Here is an 18,412-nt window from a genome sequence, read left to right on the forward strand (position 1 = left end):
TGTTTTTTTAAAAGATAGAAAAGAAAAAAGGTGGTTTGGCGATTGCCAAATTTCTGATTATGGAGGCTGGGGATGGAAGGCTCGGGGGTATAGCGCTTGGTTCGGGTTGAGAGCTGTTGTCGAGAATTAGCGAACCGCCTTTATTTTTGCTTTTAGACTTAATAGAGGTCCGTTCCGACTTAATTCGCACTCATTTTGACTTAATTTTTCTTATTTAGACTTAATTAGGGCCAGCAGATACCCCACTCCGTATACTTCATAGATCAGTTACAACCACGAAATCCTCTCAAACCCCTCAAAATACGAAGAAGATAGCCAGAGCCATCTTCCACCTCGCGATATTCTTAAAACAAAAGCTCCAAAATCCACCACAAAAGCCCCTCAAGCAGCTCCCACAACCATCACCCAAGCCAAAAACCAACATAAACACCTCAGAAGCAACACGCAAAACCCCTAATCAGCTCTCCCTATCAACTCCACCACACACAATTACGAGGTAATCTGCTTTTTATACGAGGTGATTCTGAATATATCCGTAAAACTTCATCATAATTCCGTAGATAAACATTTTTATCCGATTTTCAACATTTTCATCCGCTCGCAAAACGATACTACAATCAACTCAAAATCATACTCAATTCTTCATCTGCAGCATAACCCCGAAAAGGTAGGGGATCTTTTGAGCCGTAATGTTTAAGAACTGTTGGATATAGGGTAATTCTTCTGAAGTATACGTATGAAAAAGTTCGCTCCACCATTCGGTATCGTATCTGCTCAACATACTTAAGTTGTAGAGAATCACATAGTGCACCATAAACTCGTTAAGCTCAGGAGATTGCAGCAGATCACGATTAACAGGTAGGTAGTACGTGTTATCTTGAAGTTGATACGATAACGGAAAGCAATCAAACGGTCGTAACGTTTCATTCGCCTCAAAGACAAGCTGCATCCCATCGTTTCTACCACTCAAAACAAAAGAAAACTTCGAAGGAAATAAGCCGTTCATATATTCACTAAATCGTTCTAATGACATATGCAGATGATCGTTAACATGCTTCGGAAGATAAAATGTTGTATCATTTTTCTTATCCATTTTTACGAGTTGAATATCTCCATTCATTTGTTTAAATAAAGGACATAATTCTGGCACTGTTTGAAGAAGAGAGATCATCGTGAATTTTTCTCCTTCAATATGTTTCATGTGAAACACTTTTTCACAAAAATGATTAAACAGACCCGTCCTTTGTACTTTTACCTCATCATAAAGAAATTCATAACTTCTTTTCTTTCTTTTTCTTGTAGAGAGTCCGTGTGCAAGAACTGCACTTGAATCCGGGTAATCAGGATCGCTACACAATATGCATGCCTTCATAAGCTGAGTCATGCCGTAAAAGAGGAGAACAGGCTTTAGCTCCATAGGTGCTTGATCGGCAAGTTTATAATATTTCTTTCCGTGCTCGATATAGTAAATAAACCCATATGTATTATCAAAGCTTTTACCGTTGCTGTCTTCAAGATTTAGCTGGTCGTATTGTTTACTTAAGAATTGCTGTGATTTTTGAGAGGAAAAGAACATATCGAATAAAGCCCAAGGGTCATGTTGCGTCATCATTTCTTCGTCATTCCTCTCTTCGTAAATTATTTGAAAAATCGAACATATTTTGTATTCCTTGACACTAGTGTACCCAGTTGATAATCTACAAATAATATTTTTCAGGAAGATAAATTTGAAGGGGTGGTTAAGGTATGTGGCAAGATAAGTTTGCAAAAGAAGGTTTGACCTTTGATGATGTGTTATTAATTCCAGCGAAATCGTCAGTTCTGCCTGGTGATGTTTCGATTAGAACGAGGTTATCTGATACGGTTCAATTGAACATTCCGATTATCAGTGCTGGTATGGACACAGTTACAGAAGCAAACATGGCGATCGCTATGGCACGACAAGGCGGTTTAGGAATTGTACACAAGAACATGTCTATTGAAGAACAAGCAGAACAGATCGACCGTGTTAAACGTTCTGAAAGCGGCGTAATTACAGACCCGTTCTACCTGACACCTGAACATCAAGTATTTGACGCTGAGCATCTGATGGGCAAGTATCGTATCAGCGGTGTGCCAATCGTTGATGCAGATAAAAAATTAGTAGGTATCTTGACGAACCGTGATTTGCGCTTTGTTCAAGATTACTCCATTAAGATCTCAGACGTGATGACAAAAGAAAATTTAGTGACTGCTCCTGTAGGCACTACGTTAAAAGAAGCTGAAAAGACACTTCAGCAATATAAGATTGAAAAGCTTCCACTCGTGGACGATGAAGGTACGCTTCAAGGCTTGATTACCATTAAAGATATTGAAAAAGTAATCGAGTTCCCGAACTCTGCAAAAGACTCACAAGGTCGTCTATTAGTAGGCGCTGCAGTAGGTGTTACGAAGGACGCACTACTTCGCGTTGAGAAGTTAGTTGATGCGGGTGTGGATGTAATCGTGATCGACACGGCTCATGGTCATTCTGAAGGCGTTCTGCAAAAAGTTCGTGAAGTTAGAGAGGCTTATCCAAAATTAACGATCATTGCAGGTAACGTTGCTACAGCAGAAGCGACTCGTGATTTAATTGAAGCAGGAGCAAGCGTTGTGAAAGTAGGAATCGGACCTGGATCGATCTGTACGACTCGTGTTGTTGCCGGTGTAGGTGTTCCACAAGTAACTGCCGTTTATGATTGTGCAACCGAAGCGAAGAAGTATGGAGTACCGATCATTGCAGATGGTGGTATCAAATACTCTGGAGATATCGTTAAAGCGATCGCAGCAGGCGGACATGCTGTAATGCTGGGCAGTATGCTTGCAGGTGTATCTGAGAGTCCAGGAGAGCGTGAAATCTTCCAAGGACGCCAATTTAAAGTGTATCGCGGCATGGGTTCTGTCGGAGCGATGGAGCGAGGAAGCAGCGACCGCTATTTCCAGGAAAATAATAAGAAGCTTGTTCCGGAAGGTATCGAAGGACGCTTACCTTATAAAGGACCACTAGCCGATACGATTTATCAGTTGATCGGTGGTATCCGTTCAGGTATGGGTTATTGTGGAACAGCTACAATCGATGAGCTTCAAAATGATTCCCGTTTTGTAAAAATCACGGGTGCTGGTCTCCGTGAGAGTCATCCGCATCAAGTTCAAATTACTAAAGAAGCACCAAATTATTCAGTCTAAAGACACATTTTTAGGACAGAGGTATAACCTCTGTCTATTTTTTTGAAAATGTGTATGGTACAATAACTTTTGTGTGTAAATGGGTTTGGAGGTGCAGTTTTTTGAACAGCAAGATAAAACAACTTTTAGTGGTGACACTGATTTTTTCATTTTTTACGACGAGTTTATTAGGATTTTCAAAGTCAGCAAGTGCGGCACCGTCTTTAGATGTAGCGGCTGAAGGGGCTATACTTGTGGATGCAGAAACGGGGAAAATATTATATCAGAAAAATGCTGATAAGTTACTCGCTCCTGCAAGTATGAGTAAGATGATGACCGAATACCTATTACTAGAAGCCATTGACAAGAAAAAGATATCTTGGGATCAGAAAACGAGTATTTCTGAATATGCCCATAAGATTTCTCAAAATCGAACGTTATCGAACGTACCTTTACGTGTAGATGAAAAATATACAGTTCGTGAGTTATACCAAGCGATGGCGATCTATTCGGCTAATGGAGCAACGATCGCATTATCTGAACTAATCGCGGGCTCAGAAGGTGAGTTCGTTAAAAAGATGAATGCCAAGGCGAAAGAACTAGGCATGAAAGATTTTAACTTTGTTAACTCTACAGGCCTTAATAATAAAGACCTGTTTGGCAACCATAATTCAGGCAGTGAAACAGACGAGAACATGATGAGTCCTCGTGCTACTGCTATTCTAGCTTACAACTTACTTAAAGATCATCCAGAAGTATTAGAAACAGCGAGTGTTCCACGTTTGAAATTCCGCGAGGGCACCGATGATGAAATTCAGATGGAGAACTGGAACTGGATGCTTCCTGAGCTCAATAGTGGCTATGAGGGAGTAGACGGATTAAAAACAGGATCAACGGATCTTGCAGGTAACTGTTTTACAGGTACAGTGAAAAAGGGAGATACTCGCCTCATTTCAGTGGTTATGAAAACAGATACTCGTTTAGATCGTTTCAAAGAAACGAAAAAATTATTTGATTTTGGATTTGCAAACTTTGAAAAAGAGCAGATTCTCCCAGATAACTATCAAGTAAAGAGCAACAAAACAGTTCCTGTCGTAAAAGGTAAGGAAAAAGAAGTTAAAGTTGCTACAAAAGAACCTCTTTCCATGGTGATTAAAAGAGGAGAAAAAGAAAACTATAAGCCTAAATTTGTTATGGATAAGAAGAAGATGACAAAAGAAGGCGAACTGACTGCACCTGTTAAAAAAGGTGAGGTTGTCGGTCATATCAATGTTGAGTATACAGGCAGCGGAGAAGACTATGGCTACCTGCTCGATGGAGAAACAAAAGGCAAAACAGAAGTAGTAACCACACAATCCGTTGAAAAAGCAAACTGGTTCGTCCTTGCTTTACGTGGTGTTGGCGGATTCTTCGGGGGACTTTGGTCTGGTGCCGTTGATATGGTCAAAGGCTGGTTTTAATTTTATAGAAATTCATGAAGTTCTTTAGCACATGCTGAAGGACTTCTTTTTTTTCAGAAAATAGAGAGAGCTTGCGATTTTTTTGATTTGCGATAAAATAGATGAGAATACTAGTTTTATCTTAAAACAACCGAAAATTGTTGTTATAACACATATAATTCAGGGGGTAGTAAGCATGTTAAAAACAGGTACTGAACGTGTTAAAAGAGGAATGGCAGAAATGCAAAAAGGCGGCGTCATCATGGACGTTGTAAACGCAGAGCAAGCTCGTATTGCTGAAGCTGCAGGAGCGGTAGCAGTAATGGCACTTGAGCGTGTTCCGTCAGATATTCGTGCTGCAGGCGGAGTAGCGCGTATGGCAGATCCTACAATCACAGAAGAAGTTCTGAATGCTGTTTCTATTCCCGTAATGGCGAAAGCCCGTATCGGACACATCGTTGAAGCGCGTGTTCTTGAAGCGATGGGTGTTGATTATATTGATGAGAGTGAAGTACTAACTCCAGCAGATGAAGTTTTCCACTTATTGAAGAGCGATTACACAGTACCATTCGTATGCGGAGCACGTGATCTTGGCGAAGCGTCACGCCGTATCGCTGAAGGTGCATCTATGCTTCGTACAAAAGGTGAGCCTGGAACTGGTAACATCGTTGAAGCGGTACGCCACATGAGAATGATCCAAGGACAGATCCGTAAAGTGGTTGCTATGAGTGAAGACGAGTTGATGACAGAAGCTAAGAACTTAGGCGCTCCATTCGAAGTTCTTCTTCAAATTAAAAAAGCAGGCAAGCTTCCTGTCGTTAACTTTGCAGCAGGCGGTATCGCAACACCAGCTGATGCAGCACTCATGATGGAACTTGGCGCTGACGGCGTATTCGTTGGATCAGGTATCTTCAAGTCTGAGAATCCTGAAAAGTTTGCTCGTGCCATCGTAGAAGCTACAACTCATTACCAAGACTACAAACTAATCGCTGAATTATCTAAGGGTCTTGGAACGGCAATGAAAGGCATCGACATCTCTACACTAGCTCACGGTGAGCGCATGCAGGAGCGAGGCTGGTAATTACATGCTAAAAATCGGAGTATTAGCCTTACAAGGTGCGGTACGCGAACATGTAGCAGCGATTGAAGCAAGTGGAGCAGAAGCCGTAGCGGTAAAGCGTGTAGATCAACTAACAGACCTTGATGGATTAGTGATGCCAGGCGGCGAAAGTACAGCGATGAGACGATTGATCGATAAATATCACTTTCTAGAACCGTTAAAGAAGTTTGCTCAGAACAAACCAGTATTCGGCACATGTGCAGGATTGATCTTGATGGCTAAACGCATTCAAGGACAAGATACAGCACATCTTGAACTGATCGATATGACGGTTGAGCGCAATGCGTTCGGGCGCCAGGTGGACAGTTTTGAAGCGGAGCTGATGATACATGGCGTTGGTGAAGATTATACGGGAGTATTTATTCGAGCACCGTTCATCGTAGAAGTCGGACCGGAAGTGGAAATTCTTTCGAAGCATAACGATCGAATCGTAGCGGCTAAACAAGGACATTTCCTTTGTGCAGCGTTCCATCCAGAGCTGACGGACGACTATCGTCTTCATCAATATTTTGTAAAAATGGTACAAACCGCTAAAGAAGTAGTTGCATAAAATACAAAAATGCTGTACATTACTATAAAATCATTATAAAAAATCAATGACAGGAACTAGTAGCAAAAATTACTTTGTTTAGAGAGTCGGTGGCTGGTGAAAACCGATCAAGGTGTTTTGTGAATCCATCCTCGAGTGAAGAGCTGAACGTTCAGTAAGCTTTTCCGGTGAAGAACCGTTACATGTAATCGAGCCGGCAATAGAATTCTATTGCAATTAGGGTGGCAACGCGGGTTAACTCTCGTCCCTATTTCTAATTTTTATTAGAGATAGCGGGCGGGAGTTTTTTGTTTTCCTCATGTGACATCTAAGGCATGATTGCACTTAACTTCTTCTTTTGGAAGGTTGAACGGAGTGTAAGGTGCGAGACTCCTAAAAGCGCATAGCGCTAGGAGGCTCACCGCACACCCCGCGAAAGCGAGCGACCTAAAAGCGCAGTCAACTACTCTCAATAGCTGCAAAGCAAAAGAAAACCGTGATTTTTTATAAACTAAAGGAGGACATAAACATGTTAGATTTAAAATTTGTTCGTGCCAATTTTGAAGAAGTAAAAGAAAAGTTATCTGCACGTGGTGAAAACTTATCTGGATTAGATCAGTTCGAGGCATTAGATCAGCGCCGCCGTGAGTTAATTGGTGAAACAGAAGCTTTGAAATCTAAGCGTAACGAGGTTTCTAAGCAAGTTGCAGAATTCAAGCGCGAGAAAAAAGACGCGGACCACCTGATCACAGAGATGCGCGAAGTAGGTGACAAGGTCAAAACGATGGATGAAGAGCTTCGTCAAGTAGAAGAAGATCTTCACGGCATCATGCTGACGTTACCTAACATTCCGCATGAAAGTGTTCCTGTTGGTGACACAGAAGATGATAACGTACCTGTACGTCACTGGGGAGATGTTCCTGAGTTTGCTTTTGAAGCAAAACCTCACTGGGATATCGCAACTGAACTAAACATCGTTGATTTTGAACGGGGAGCAAAAGTAACAGGCAGCCGTTTCGCTTTTTATAAAGGATTAGGAGCTCGTTTAGAGCGTGCACTTATCAACTTTATGATGGATCTTCACGAAGATGAGCATGGCTACACAGAGGTGCTGCCTCCGTACATGGTTAACCGTCAGAGCATGACAGGAACAGGTCAGCTTCCAAAGTTTGAAGAAGACGCGTTCAAAATTCGTGAAGAAGACTATTTCTTGATTCCAACTTCTGAGGTTCCTGTAACGAACATGCACCGAGAAGAGATTCTAACAGCTGACGAACTTCCGATCACATATGCGGCGTACAGCGCTTGTTTCCGTTCTGAAGCGGGATCTGCAGGACGCGACACCCGTGGTTTGATCCGTCAGCATCAGTTCAACAAAGTAGAGCTTGTTCGCTTCGTTAAACCTGAGGATTCTTATGAAGAGCTCGAGAAGCTTACAGGACACGCTGAAAAAGTCCTTCAGCTGCTCAACCTTCCATACCGCGTACTCAGCATGTGTACAGCTGACCTAGGATTCACAGCAGCTAAGAAGTACGATATTGAAGTATACCTTCCAAGCTACGGAGAGTACCGCGAGATTTCTTCTTGCTCTAACTTTGAAGATTTCCAAGCGCGCCGTGCTCAAATTCGCTTCCGTCGCGATGCAAAAGGGAAGCCAGAATTCGTTCACACGCTAAACGGATCTGGACTTGCGATTGGTCGAACAGTAGCTGCTATCTTAGAGAACTACCAACAAGAAGATGGCACTGTAGTCATTCCAGAAGTTCTACGTCCTTATATGGGCAACAAAGAAGTAATTAAGTAAAAAGTGAAAGAAGCTGACTCTTAAAAGGTATCCAAAGGGACTTTTAGAGTCAGCTTTTATCTATTAATGGGTGTAAAAGCTTTATCGGTGGTCCGAACAAGTTTTCAGGTGGTGGGAAGAGTTCTAGCGGTGAAAATTCATGATTCATAGGTGAAAGTCAATGAATCACAGGTGGACAGCACTGTTTTATCGGTGAACGTGTAATAAATATAAGAACACGTACCGTAAAAGCATACCTCCAAAAGAAACAAATAAAAAATCAAAAAAAGTTTTTGAAAACCGTTGACACTATATTTATCAGCATGTTATTATAGTTCTTGTCAGTCACACGGAGGTATACCCAAGTCCGGCTGAAGGGATCGGTCTTGAAAACCGACAGGGGTTTAACGACCCGCGGGGGTTCGAATCCCTCTACCTCCTCCATATACATATTCAACCTCATCTGAGTTTATCGGATGAGGTTTTTTGTTGTGTTTTTTCTTTTTAAGAATTGAATCATACACATTCAAAAACACCGATAGAAAACCCTAAAATATTTCAACCATTCATATCAACTAATGTAAGCGCTAACACTTTAAAGTGATAAAATTTAGTATTGACAGAACTTTTAGACAGGGCGTATGATGACAACTATAACTTAATTCAATAATGCAATACTTATTCAGAGAGACCGAGGGATCAGGCCCTATGACGTCCGGCAACCTCCATTAGGAACGGTGCTACTTCCTGCAGAATGATGATTCATTCTGGAAGATAAGTCGATGTTTACTTATTCGCCCTCTTCCATGAAATGAAGAGGGCTTTTTTATATTGTAAGGGGGATGACATATGATCGAGATCAAGGACGTTACGAAATTATATAAAGTAAAAGGCAAAGAGATCGTCGGAGTGAAGAATGTGTCACTGACGATCGACAAAGGTGAGATCTTTGGCATTGTAGGATATAGCGGTGCTGGGAAGAGTTCGTTGCTGCGATGTCTTAATTTATTGGAAAAACCAACATCAGGAGAAATCAAGATCGATGGCATCTCGATTACGAAGCTCGGGAAAAAGGAGTTACGCGAGGAGCGTCTTAAGATCGGTATGATCTTTCAGCACTTTTATTTGATTAGTGCGAAGACCGTTTTTGAGAACATCGCTTTCGCTTTAAAAGCAGCTGGGAAAACGAAAGAGGAGATCACCAGTAAGACCAACGAGCTTTTAAAGATGGTGGGATTGGAGAATCAAAAAGATCAGTACCCTTCTCAGCTGAGTGGGGGGCAGAAACAGCGAGTAGGTATTGCAAGAGCACTTGCCAATGATCCGAAGGTTTTGCTGTGTGATGAAGCGACTTCGGCACTTGACCCGAACACGACGAAATCGATCCTTTCCTTACTGAAGTCCATCAATAAAAAGTTAGGCATTACGATCGTGTTGATCACGCATGAGATGGAAGTGGTAAAAGAGATCTGTCACCGAATGGCGATCATGCAGGATGGAGAAATCATCGAGTCGGGCGATGTGTACAACATTTTTGCTAATCCAGAAAAAGAGCTCACAAAAACGTTCATCAGCTCTGTAATTCAAATGGATCTGCCAGAACCTCTTCTGAAAAATAGAAAAGGAACTGTAATCAAGATACAGTTCAAAGGAGCCATTGCAGAAGAGGCTGTTGTTTCTGAGCTTTTCCAAAACTTTAACGTAAAAGGGAATATCCTTCACGGAAAAATCGAATATATTCAGGAAACACCGCTTGGTATCTTCATTATGGAACTAGTCGGTGAAGAGGCAGAAGTGAAGCGAGCGATCTCATATATTGAGAGTCGTATAGAAAATCTTGAGGTGGTGAAAAAAGTTGCTTGATTCTATTTTGAATATCCTTCCAGATCTGAATAAAGCATTTTTTGAAACGTTATATATGGTCGCTATATCACTTGGTGTTTCATTAATTGTAGGATTACCTCTAGGAATTATACTGTTTGTTACCGACAAAGGATTGTTATTTGAAAATGTGTGGATCAAGCAGATAGCGGGTATTCTTGTGAACTTGATCCGCTCTGTACCATTCATCATTTTATTAGTCGCGTTGTTACCATTAACACAGCTCATTACCGGAACAACCATCGGACCAACTGCAGCCTCAGTTTCTCTATCCGTTGCAGCCATCCCATTCTTTGCGCGGCTCGTAGAAACATCACTACGAGAGATTGATAAAGGTGTGATCGAAGCGGCCGTTGCAGTAGGCGCTACGCCATGGATGATCATCCGTGAAGTTCTACTACCAGAAGCGAAGCCAGGAATCGTTCAAGCGATAACAGTAACAGCTATCAGCTTACTTGGCTATTCAGCCATGGCAGGTATCGTCGGCGGCGGAGGAATCGGAGACTTCGCCATCCGCTTCGGCTACTACCGCTACGACAATACAATCATGCTCACAACCGTAATCCTACTAATCGTAATCGTCCAGCTCATGCAAGTCATCGGAGACGGTGCAGCGAAGGCTGTGAATAAACGATAAATTTATTTACTAAAGGGTAGACGAGAAAAATTTACCTATTAAGGTTTAGGTTATAGGTTTAAAAAGACTTCATTGAAAAGTTGATTGGAGTGCAAGATGCGAGACTCCTGGGGGATCAGCGTGCCTTCTACATGAATTAACATCTCGCAAGGCATGCGACGAGGAAGCTCACTTCGGTAGTAATTCTTGTAGACGCAGGAGCAAATCTTAAAATGCATAAGATGGCTCACCGCACGCCCCCCGGAAAGGGAGCATCTGGAACGGAAATCAACCACTTGAACCACTTGCACAAATGCATCTAGTATATGCAAAAACAATTTTAGAAGGGGATCAACATGAAAAAAATCATACTTACACTACTAACAGCACTGCTTGCCTTCGGCTTAGCAGGATGCTCATCTTCATCAGATGCATCAAAAGATAAAGAAGTAACCCTCGGCGCAACAGCCGGGCCATACACCGACATGGTCAACAAAGCGATCAAGCCCTCACTTGAGAAAAAAGGATATAAAGTAAAAGTCATTGAATTCAGCGACTATATTCAACCAAACATGGCTTTATCAAAAGGCGATCTAGACGCGAACCTTTTTCAGCACAAAGTGTACATGGAGAATTTCGCAAAAGAAAAGAACTTAAAGCTTTCAGAAGTTATCATCGTTCCTACAGCACCGATGGGTCTCTATTCTGAGAAATTCAAATCCGTTAAGGACATAAAAGAAGGCAGTACGGTCGCAATACCGAATGATCCTGTTAACTTAGCACGTACGTTGCTCATGCTTGAAGATGCTAAACTGATCACCATCAAGGAAGGAATCAATGAACTGACAGCTTCCGAAAAAGATGTTAAGGATAACCCTAAGAAGCTCGTGTTTAAACCACTAGAAGCCGCACAGCTTCCACGTGCTGTTCAAAGTGCAGATGTTGCAGCTGTTCCTGGTAACTTTGCACTCGCAGCTAAGATGGATTTATTAGATGCGATCCAATTAGAGAACATGCCCGACACGTACCGTAACCGTGTTGTGGTGAACACGAAGGATGTAGATTCTGCATTTGCAAAAGATATTAAGAAGGTAGTGGAATCGAAGGAGTTTGAAGAAGTGATCGATAAGGAGTTCGAAGGCTTTGGAAAACCAGAATGGATGAAGAAATAAAATCAAACAAAACCCCGGGCTCATTAGAATGAGAACCGGGGTTTTTATGTTTATAAGCGAACTTCTCGTTTCGCTTCAATTTTTTGTGCGATCTTTTCTACGATGTGATCGATGGATTCTGGATTGTCTCGAAGATCATAGTCGTTAATATTCACACGGAGCACAGGACAAGAATTAAAAGAAGCGATCCACTTTTCATAGCGGTCGTACATCTCTTCCCAGTAGGAAACCGGTGTTTCTTGCTCCATCTTACGTCCGCGTTTTTGAATACGAGCTAAGATATCATCAAGAGAGCCTTCTAAGTATATCAAGCAATCAGGCTGCGGGAAGTATGGTGTCATGACCATCGCTTCAAACAGGTGAGTATATGTTTCGTAATCTACATCAGACATGTTGCCTTTATCAAAGTGCATGCGAGCGAATATACCCGTGTCTTCATAAATGGAACGGTCTTGAACAAATCCTCCGCCATAATCGAACATTCTTTTTTGCTCTTTAAAGCGTTCTGCTAAAAAGAAGATCTGCAGGTGGAAGCTCCAGCGCTTAAAATCATGATAAAAGTTTTCTAAGTATGGGTTGTTATCCACTTTCTCCATGGATGTACGAAACTTTAATTTTTCAGCAAGTGCATTTGTAAATGTAGATTTACCCGCACCTACCATACCTGCCACTGTAATGACAGCATCATTTGGGATTCCGTATTGTATGAGTTTACTCATCGCGCAACTTCTCCTTTTTTCAGAGTTGCATCGATTAAGGAAAAGATCTTCTCTTTATCCGCTTCATACGCAACAAAATCTAAATCATCTCCGTTAAACGAGAGTACAGGAATCTCCGGGTGCTGCTTTTTAAAGGCAGTCATGAACGTCTCGTAATCTTCAGCTAGCTGTTCTAAGTACGCCGGCTCCATATTTTGCTCGATAAAACGTCCACGCTTACGTACGCGGTCCAGCAACGTATCAAGACTAGCGTTTAAATAGATGATCACGTTCGGTACAGGCATATCCTCAGTAAGGATATCAAAGCACTGCATGTATTTATGAAGATTTCCGTCTTTTAGCGTTCGACCGGCAAAAATACGGTTCTTAAAGATATGATAATCAGAAACGACAGGAATCTGTTTAGATAGATACTGCCCTTGAATCTCTTCAAGCTGTTTATACCTGTTGCAAAGAAAGAACATCTCGGTTTGAAAACTCCACTCATCAATGTTGTCGTAAAATTTTCCGAGAAAAGGATTCTCCTCTACAATCTCTTTCAATAATTGAAAGTTATAGTGCTCAGCAATAGCTTTTGCGAGCGATGTTTTCCCTACGCCAATCGGCCCTTCAACTGCGATAAAGGGGGTTGAACTCATCTTCCTTTTCCTCCCTTATAAATGACAAACGAAAAATTACAGACAAAGAATATTGTAGCATACGTTTGGAAAAGGTGGTGAGATTATCGGTAAAAAGTTAATGGTAAATATGCTATTTAGTACATCATTTTATGTTTGTTTTCTTTTGCCTGATCGATGATCGCTCGTAAATTTAAATCGTTGCTCATGCTGATATCTGCATTTAACGTCTTTTCCATCAGTATTAAAGCTCTTTCGTTATCTTCTTCTATATTAGAAGCCGAACAATCAGATGGTGCAAAAAGAGTAAAACCTCTCATATATGCGTCGTTCGCTGTAAAGAGGACACAGATGTTACCTGCTACTCCGCATAGGATTAAAGTTTGTATCCCAAGCTCGTTTAATAAAGTCGATAAAGGTGTAGAGAAGAATCCAGAATGCTTTGGTTTGACGACAAAGAAATCGTCATCGTCAGGCTGTAACTTTTTTACGAATTCACCACCGGATTGTGTGGTGCAATAATCGACGAGCTTGTGCTTATCTGACTGCCATTGTCCAAAGTTATCGTTCACATATATAATCGGAATGTTTTCTTTTTTAGCTCGGTTTTTCAATTCAAGAATTTTATCGGCAATTGGTGCAGAAGTTTTTAACAAGAGCGGCGCCTCAGGAAAATTAAAGTCGTTGATCACGTCAATAATAAGCATAGCGACAGGAACTTTATTGTCCTCGTGTTGATGTGGTTTTTCCATAACGATCTCTCTCTTTCATTTTAGCTTTAATAAAAAAAATCCTAGTTTCATCTATATAAAGTAAGTGAATTTTAATCTATACAACCATTCCTTTCTTTATTATTAGCAAAACCTCTTGTATAATCTCTTACAACTAAAACTTTGGAGCGAAAATGATGGAGACCTTAGAAAAAGACGAATATTACATGGAGCTTGCTCTAGAAGAAGCCCAAAAAGCAGCAGATATTGGTGAAGTTCCTATTGGTGCCATTTTAGTAATGGACGACCGTATAGTGGCGAGGGCTCATAACCTGCGTGAAGCCGAACAAAGAGCGATCGCTCATGCGGAGCTCTTAGCCATTGACGAGGCATGTAGAGAACTGGATGCTTGGCGGTTGGAAGGAGCAACGCTTTATGTGACGCTTGAACCGTGTGCGATGTGTTCTGGTGCGATTGTCCTCTCGAGAGTAAGCCGTGTTGTGTACGGTGCGGTTGATCCTAAAGGAGGCTGTGCGGGAACCTTAATGAACCTTTTACAAGAAGAGCGCTTCAACCACCAATGTGAGGTAGTAACGGGTGTAAAAGGTGAAGAGTGCGGTCAAATTCTTTCTAGCTTTTTCAAAAAACTTCGCGATCGAAAAAGGAAGGAAAAGGAAGAGAGAAGAAAGGAGCTTTAGTGGTCCTGCGGTTGATTTTTTTAAAAGGACATAGTATACTAAATCTTGCACATTTAGTTGTGCATCTAACATTGTTATACACTTTGTCGCGCTAGATGGGGAGGTAGCGGTGCCCTGTACTCGCAATCCGCTGTAGCGAGGTTGAATTCCTCTCCTCGGCTAGTTCAACGTATGGTCTGACGGACGTAAGTGGTGTTGATGTCCGGGTCCTGCGCAACGGAGACCCATGAACCCTGTCAGGTCCGGAAGGAAGCAGCAGTAAGTGGACCACTTCGTGTGCCGTGGGGCAACCTGGACTGAGCTAACTGCGTTTGTACGCATAGGTTGACTATTCCAAAGAGAGGTGCGCGGCATTCTAATATATAAACAATAACTCACCCTTGTTTCAGGGGTGAGTTTTTTGTAATGTTTCAGTATAATATAGAAAGAATGCAAGTGATTTAAAGGAGGCAAAGGGATGAGTTATCAAGCGCTCTACCGCGTATGGAGGCCACAGAGCTTTGAAGATATGGTCGGGCAGGAACACATTACAAAAACGATCCAAAATGCCTTGATGCAGGACAAGCTTTCCCATGCCTACCTGTTTTCAGGACCACGAGGAACGGGTAAAACAAGTGCGGCGAAGATTATTGCCAAAGCCGTTAACTGTGAACGGGCTCCGGTTTCTGAGCCATGTAATGAATGTGACGCTTGTAGAGGGATCACGAACGGCTCGATATCTGATGTTTTAGAGATCGATGCTGCGTCTAATACAGGTGTAGATGATATAAGGGATATTCGGGACAAAGTAAAATTTGCGCCGTCCTCAGTTACGTACAAAGTCTATATCATAGATGAAGTACATATGCTTTCAACTGGTGCATTTAACGCGTTGTTAAAAACGTTAGAAGAACCGCCGAGCCATGTTATTTTTATTCTGGCAACAACTGAGCCGCATAAAATTCCGGCAACGATCGTTTCTAGATGTCAGCGATTTGATTTTAAGCGGATATCTTCACAGTCTATCATCGGACGAATGAGGCAGATCGTCGACGCTAACGGTACCGAAGTGGATGAAGAAGCTCTTCAACTGCTTGCAAGAGCAGCAGAAGGTGGAATGCGTGACGCATTGAGTCTCCTCGACCAAGCGATCTCCTACAGCGATGATAAGGTAAGAGTCGAAGATGTTTTGTCAGTAACCGGCTCAGCCTCACAAAAGCATCTTTCTGAGATGGCAGAAGCATTTTTAGAAAAAGATGTATCGAAAGCTCTTACGTTATCGACAGAACTTTTACATGAAGGAAAAGATCCTGTTCGCTTTTTAGGAGACCTTATCTACTATTATAGAGATATGCTTCTATATAAAACGGCACCTCAATTAGAAGAGCTGTTAGAGCGGGTCTCAACGGATGAAGACTTTGCACGATTAGCAGAGGCTACAGCTGCAGAAGACATCTATTCGATAATCGGTCAGTTGAATGCCGCACAGCAAGAGATGAAATGGACGAACCATCCTAAGATTTTCTTAGAGACGACGTTCATCAAGATTTGTTATCAAAAACAAGAAGGGATCTCGTCACAAGCGGGGAATCCTTCTGTTGAACCTTTAATGCAAAGAATCGATCAATTAGAACATGAACTAAAAAAGATGAAAGAAGGCGGCTGGTCTTCTAATGGTTCGTCTGCACAAACCGAAGCAGAAGCTCCAAGAGAGAAAAGAGTGATTAGAGGACAAGGTGGAGCATCACAAACGCAAGTGAAAGAGATGCTCAAAAAAGCAAAGAAACCAAATCTTGTTCAGCTTAAAGGGATGTGGGGCGAGATCTTAGATAAGATACGTTCTGAAAAAGTAAGTGCTTATGCTCTTCTTTCAGGGGCAGAGCCTGTAGCTTGTTCAGATCAGATCTTTTTGCTTGCGTTCCAGCATGAAATTCACCGTCAGATGGCATCTCAAGAGAACAACAGAAGCTATGTAGAAAGCGCAGTTTATAGTACAATAGGAAAGAACCTGTCCATGCTATCCATTTTGGATCCGGAATGGCAGAAACTAAAAGCTGATTTCATTAAAGAACAACAGCAAGGCCAGCCATCTTCTGAAGAAAAAGAAAAAGCAGAAGACCCTCTCATCGCAGAGGCGATCAAATTGGTTGGCGATGATTTAATTGAGATAAAAGAAGAGGAAGAATAAGAAGGAGGAATTGTACGATGATGAAAGGCAACATGAACAATATGATGAAACAAATGCAAAAAATGCAGCGTGACATGGCAAAAGCTCAAGAGGAACTAAAAGATAAAGTGATCGAAGGTACAGCTGGAGGCGGCGTGGTTACTGTTAAAGCGAACGGTCACAAAGAGATCATCGACATTATCATTAAAGAAGAAGTTGTAGATCCAGATGATATCGACATGCTTCAAGACCTTGTGTTAGCGGCTACGAACGATGCACTTAAGAAAGTAGACGAACTCGTATCACAAGACATGGGCAAATTCACAAAAGGACTAAACATTCCTGGAATGTTCTAGGAATAGACTATGCATTATCCTGAACCGATCTCAAAGCTGATTGAAAGCTTTATGAAATTGCCGGGCATCGGACCGAAAACGGCGGTTCGCCTGGCATTTTTCGTATTGGAAATGAAAGAAGATGACGTGCTGGATTTTGGACGAGCACTCGTTAACGCGAAACGTCAGCTTATCTATTGTTCCAACTGCTTTCATATTACTGACCGTGATCCTTGTATGATCTGCGACGATTCAAGCAGAGACCGAACTACGATCTGTGTCGTACACGATTCCAAGGATGTTATTGCAATGGAAAAAATGAAAGAATACCGCGGACTTTACCATGTTCTCCACGGCGCCATCTCACCGATGGACGGAGTAGGACCTGAGGACATTAAAGTCGCAGAACTGTTGAAGCGTCTAACAGATGAAGGCATTCAAGAAATTATCATGGCTACTGATCCGAACATTGAAGGAGAAGCCACTGCCATGTATATCGCAAGACTTCTAAAACCAACGGGTATCAAGATTACTCGTATTGCCCACGGTCTGCCTGTAGGTGGAGACTTGGAGTATGCAGATGAAGTAACGCTTTCCAAAGCACTTGAAGGAAGAAGAGAAATCTAACTAAAGGGGTTGCTTGCATGTTTTTTTCCCGAAAAGGGCGATTGAAGCGATCCGGAGATGAAGAGCTGCTTCAAAGTCTTGATGAGCTAAAGATAGACTGGATGCACCAAAAAGAAATGGTCGAACGCAGTGTCGAGCCATCTGAAGAGGTTATCTTCAAGCTTCAACTAGCAGAATCAAAATACTTCTTCTTATTAAAAGAAGCGAAAAAAAGAAACGTGACGACCAGCAAGTTAAAATAACTGCTGGTCTTTTTTTTGGACAACTCCCATACAATGTCTAGTAAATAACTTGGATGTTGTATAGGAGGGATTAGGAATGGAGCCAATAACGGTAATCGCTATTCTTGGAACGATCATCTTTGTTCTGCTGCTTGTAGGTGCTCCAATGCGGCCAATACGCTGGATCGGATTCGGCATTACTCGTTTTTGTATTGGTGCACTGTTGTTATTCTTATTAAACGCGATTGGAAACTCATATGATATTCATATTCCGATCAATGCGTTTACGGCGCTGATCTCAGGAATTGCTGGACTACCTGGCATAGCTTCATTAGTAGCCATTGAATTCTTTATCTTGAACTAGAGCATTCATATGTATTCTTAAACTGAGGTTTAGAGAGCGATAATAAGCTTTCTAAACCTTTTTTCATTTATTTAAAGTAATTTCAAAATAACTATTGACCTCAAATCACAATACGTGATATATTAGTTCTTGTCGCCGCAACACATGAAACATTGTTGCAGGCGGGAAACAAATTTTAAAAAGAGGTTGACTTCTTATAATAAAGATGTTATCCTAATAAAGTCGCTAAAACGAGTGACACACTGAAACACA

General features: G+C 41.7%; 18 protein-coding genes, 1 tRNA gene, 1 other RNA gene, 1 riboswitch and 1 other annotated feature. Of the genes, 16 read left to right on the forward strand and 4 right to left on the reverse strand.

The genetic code is table 11. The features are described 5' to 3' along the window. Positions 1-634 precede the first annotated feature (634 nt). The gene (locus tag IHV09_RS21790) at positions 635-1,612 is read right to left on the reverse strand and encodes a YaaC family protein (RefSeq protein WP_197265453.1); all 978 of its coding nucleotides are present in this window, start codon (positions 1,610-1,612) and stop codon (positions 635-637) included. Positions 1,613-1,746: 134 nt separating this feature from the next. Between IHV09_RS21790 and guaB the strand changes: the two genes are divergently transcribed. From guaB to IHV09_RS21835, 9 genes are all read left to right on the forward strand, one after another. Then, a complete protein-coding gene (guaB, locus tag IHV09_RS21795) occupies positions 1,747-3,204 on the forward strand; it encodes an IMP dehydrogenase (protein WP_197265454.1) in 1,458 nt (485 codons plus the stop codon). Between the two features lie 128 nt (positions 3,205-3,332). After that, positions 3,333-4,643 carry a D-alanyl-D-alanine carboxypeptidase family protein gene (locus IHV09_RS21800; RefSeq protein WP_312035340.1) on the forward strand — a complete coding sequence of 437 codons (1,311 nt, stop codon included), beginning with the start codon at positions 3,333-3,335 and terminating at the stop codon, positions 4,641-4,643. Between the two features lie 175 nt (positions 4,644-4,818). Beyond that, on the forward strand, positions 4,819-5,703 hold the full coding sequence (gene pdxS, locus IHV09_RS21805) for a pyridoxal 5'-phosphate synthase lyase subunit PdxS (RefSeq protein WP_066390422.1): 885 nt from the start codon (positions 4,819-4,821) through the stop codon (positions 5,701-5,703). A 4-nt stretch (positions 5,704-5,707) separates the two neighbouring features. Continuing rightward, the gene (gene pdxT, locus IHV09_RS21810; protein ID WP_197134848.1) at positions 5,708-6,292 is read left to right on the forward strand and encodes a pyridoxal 5'-phosphate synthase glutaminase subunit PdxT; all 585 of its coding nucleotides are present in this window, start codon (positions 5,708-5,710) and stop codon (positions 6,290-6,292) included. Between the two features lie 37 nt (positions 6,293-6,329). Beyond that, positions 6,330-6,544, forward strand: a binding site (T-box leader). A gap of 256 nt (positions 6,545-6,800) precedes the next feature. Next, positions 6,801-8,075: a serine--tRNA ligase gene (gene serS, locus IHV09_RS21815; RefSeq protein WP_197265455.1), complete on the forward strand. Its 1,275-nt coding sequence runs from the start codon at positions 6,801-6,803 to the stop codon at positions 8,073-8,075. 330 nt (positions 8,076-8,405) lie between these two features. Then, positions 8,406-8,498: transfer RNA gene (locus tag IHV09_RS21820), tRNA-Ser, on the forward strand. Positions 8,499-8,729: 231 nt separating this feature from the next. Next, positions 8,730-8,835: riboswitch (SAM riboswitch) on the forward strand. A gap of 68 nt (positions 8,836-8,903) precedes the next feature. Then, positions 8,904-9,917 (forward strand): methionine ABC transporter ATP-binding protein, encoded by a 1,014-nt coding sequence (locus IHV09_RS21825; protein WP_197134842.1) that lies wholly within the window; start codon positions 8,904-8,906, stop codon positions 9,915-9,917. A gap of 55 nt (positions 9,918-9,972) precedes the next feature. After that, positions 9,973-10,572, forward strand: coding sequence for a methionine ABC transporter permease (locus IHV09_RS21830; protein WP_197134867.1), 600 nt, complete (start codon positions 9,973-9,975; stop codon positions 10,570-10,572). 335 nt (positions 10,573-10,907) lie between these two features. Further along, the gene (locus IHV09_RS21835; protein WP_066390441.1) at positions 10,908-11,723 is read left to right on the forward strand and encodes a MetQ/NlpA family ABC transporter substrate-binding protein; all 816 of its coding nucleotides are present in this window, start codon (positions 10,908-10,910) and stop codon (positions 11,721-11,723) included. 50 nt (positions 11,724-11,773) lie between these two features. Here IHV09_RS21835 and IHV09_RS21840 read toward each other — a convergent pair whose 3' ends face one another. The 3 genes from IHV09_RS21840 to IHV09_RS21850 form a co-directional block, all read right to left on the reverse strand. Then, a complete protein-coding gene (locus tag IHV09_RS21840) occupies positions 11,774-12,442 on the reverse strand; it encodes a deoxynucleoside kinase (RefSeq protein WP_066390443.1) in 669 nt (222 codons plus the stop codon). Continuing rightward, positions 12,439-13,080 carry a deoxynucleoside kinase gene (locus tag IHV09_RS21845; RefSeq protein ID WP_066390445.1) on the reverse strand — a complete coding sequence of 214 codons (642 nt, stop codon included), beginning with the start codon at positions 13,078-13,080 and terminating at the stop codon, positions 12,439-12,441. Before IHV09_RS21845 ends, IHV09_RS21840 begins: the two co-directional genes overlap by 4 nt. 116 nt (positions 13,081-13,196) lie before the next feature. Next, positions 13,197-13,811: an isochorismatase family cysteine hydrolase gene (locus tag IHV09_RS21850; protein WP_197134839.1), complete on the reverse strand. Its 615-nt coding sequence runs from the start codon at positions 13,809-13,811 to the stop codon at positions 13,197-13,199. Positions 13,812-13,966: 155 nt separating this feature from the next. Here IHV09_RS21850 and tadA point away from each other — a divergent pair, with 155 nt between their 5' ends. The 7 genes from tadA (at position 13,967) to IHV09_RS21885 (ending at position 18,160) form a co-directional block, all read left to right on the forward strand. Further along, a complete protein-coding gene (gene tadA, locus IHV09_RS21855) occupies positions 13,967-14,467 on the forward strand; it encodes a tRNA adenosine(34) deaminase TadA (RefSeq protein WP_197134864.1) in 501 nt (166 codons plus the stop codon). 86 nt (positions 14,468-14,553) lie between these two features. Continuing rightward, an RNA gene (gene ffs, locus IHV09_RS21860) (signal recognition particle sRNA large type) lies at positions 14,554-14,818 on the forward strand. Between the two features lie 106 nt (positions 14,819-14,924). Beyond that, positions 14,925-16,634, forward strand: coding sequence for a DNA polymerase III subunit gamma/tau (dnaX, locus tag IHV09_RS21865; protein ID WP_197265456.1), 1,710 nt, complete (start codon positions 14,925-14,927; stop codon positions 16,632-16,634). Positions 16,635-16,651: 17 nt separating this feature from the next. Further along, on the forward strand, positions 16,652-16,969 hold the full coding sequence (locus tag IHV09_RS21870) for a YbaB/EbfC family nucleoid-associated protein (protein ID WP_370568729.1): 318 nt from the start codon (positions 16,652-16,654) through the stop codon (positions 16,967-16,969). Between the two features lie 9 nt (positions 16,970-16,978). Next, a complete protein-coding gene (gene recR, locus IHV09_RS21875; protein WP_066242586.1) occupies positions 16,979-17,575 on the forward strand; it encodes a recombination mediator RecR in 597 nt (198 codons plus the stop codon). 17 nt (positions 17,576-17,592) lie between these two features. Further along, positions 17,593-17,817: a YaaL family protein gene (locus IHV09_RS21880; protein ID WP_066390458.1), complete on the forward strand. Its 225-nt coding sequence runs from the start codon at positions 17,593-17,595 to the stop codon at positions 17,815-17,817. 76 nt (positions 17,818-17,893) lie between these two features. Beyond that, positions 17,894-18,160 carry a pro-sigmaK processing inhibitor BofA family protein gene (locus IHV09_RS21885; RefSeq protein WP_066390460.1) on the forward strand — a complete coding sequence of 89 codons (267 nt, stop codon included), beginning with the start codon at positions 17,894-17,896 and terminating at the stop codon, positions 18,158-18,160. The last annotated feature ends 252 nt before the right edge of the window (positions 18,161-18,412 follow it).

This window comes from Fictibacillus sp. 23RED33 (genome assembly GCF_015903925.1).
GTDB lineage: Bacteria > Bacillota > Bacilli > Bacillales > Fictibacillaceae > Fictibacillus > Fictibacillus phosphorivorans.

Bases quoted from the DNA above. Each gene is read 5' to 3' on its own strand.
- IHV09_RS21880 (WP_066390458.1), top strand. From the start codon at position 17,593: ATGTTTTTTTCCCGAAAAGGGCGATTGAAGCGATCCGGAGATGAAGAG.
- IHV09_RS21845 (WP_066390445.1), bottom strand. From the start codon at position 13,080: ATGAGTTCAACCCCCTTTATCGCAGTTGAAGGGCCGATTGGCGTAGGG.
- serS (WP_197265455.1), top strand. From the start codon at position 6,801: ATGTTAGATTTAAAATTTGTTCGTGCCAATTTTGAAGAAGTAAAAGAA.
- IHV09_RS21850 (WP_197134839.1), bottom strand. From the start codon at position 13,811: ATGGAAAAACCACATCAACACGAGGACAATAAAGTTCCTGTCGCTATG.
- pdxT (WP_197134848.1), top strand. From the start codon at position 5,708: ATGCTAAAAATCGGAGTATTAGCCTTACAAGGTGCGGTACGCGAACAT.
- IHV09_RS21830 (WP_197134867.1), top strand. From the start codon at position 9,973: ATGGTCGCTATATCACTTGGTGTTTCATTAATTGTAGGATTACCTCTA.
- pdxS (WP_066390422.1), top strand. From the start codon at position 4,819: ATGTTAAAAACAGGTACTGAACGTGTTAAAAGAGGAATGGCAGAAATG.
- recR (WP_066242586.1), top strand. From the start codon at position 16,979: ATGCATTATCCTGAACCGATCTCAAAGCTGATTGAAAGCTTTATGAAA.
- IHV09_RS21790 (WP_197265453.1), bottom strand. From the start codon at position 1,612: ATGATGACGCAACATGACCCTTGGGCTTTATTCGATATGTTCTTTTCC.
- IHV09_RS21840 (WP_066390443.1), bottom strand. From the start codon at position 12,442: ATGAGTAAACTCATACAATACGGAATCCCAAATGATGCTGTCATTACA.
- dnaX (WP_197265456.1), top strand. From the start codon at position 14,925: ATGAGTTATCAAGCGCTCTACCGCGTATGGAGGCCACAGAGCTTTGAA.
- IHV09_RS21885 (WP_066390460.1), top strand. From the start codon at position 17,894: ATGGAGCCAATAACGGTAATCGCTATTCTTGGAACGATCATCTTTGTT.
- tadA (WP_197134864.1), top strand. From the start codon at position 13,967: ATGGAGACCTTAGAAAAAGACGAATATTACATGGAGCTTGCTCTAGAA.
- IHV09_RS21870 (WP_370568729.1), top strand. From the start codon at position 16,652: ATGATGAAAGGCAACATGAACAATATGATGAAACAAATGCAAAAAATG.
- guaB (WP_197265454.1), top strand. From the start codon at position 1,747: ATGTGGCAAGATAAGTTTGCAAAAGAAGGTTTGACCTTTGATGATGTG.
- IHV09_RS21825 (WP_197134842.1), top strand. From the start codon at position 8,904: ATGATCGAGATCAAGGACGTTACGAAATTATATAAAGTAAAAGGCAAA.
- IHV09_RS21835 (WP_066390441.1), top strand. From the start codon at position 10,908: ATGAAAAAAATCATACTTACACTACTAACAGCACTGCTTGCCTTCGGC.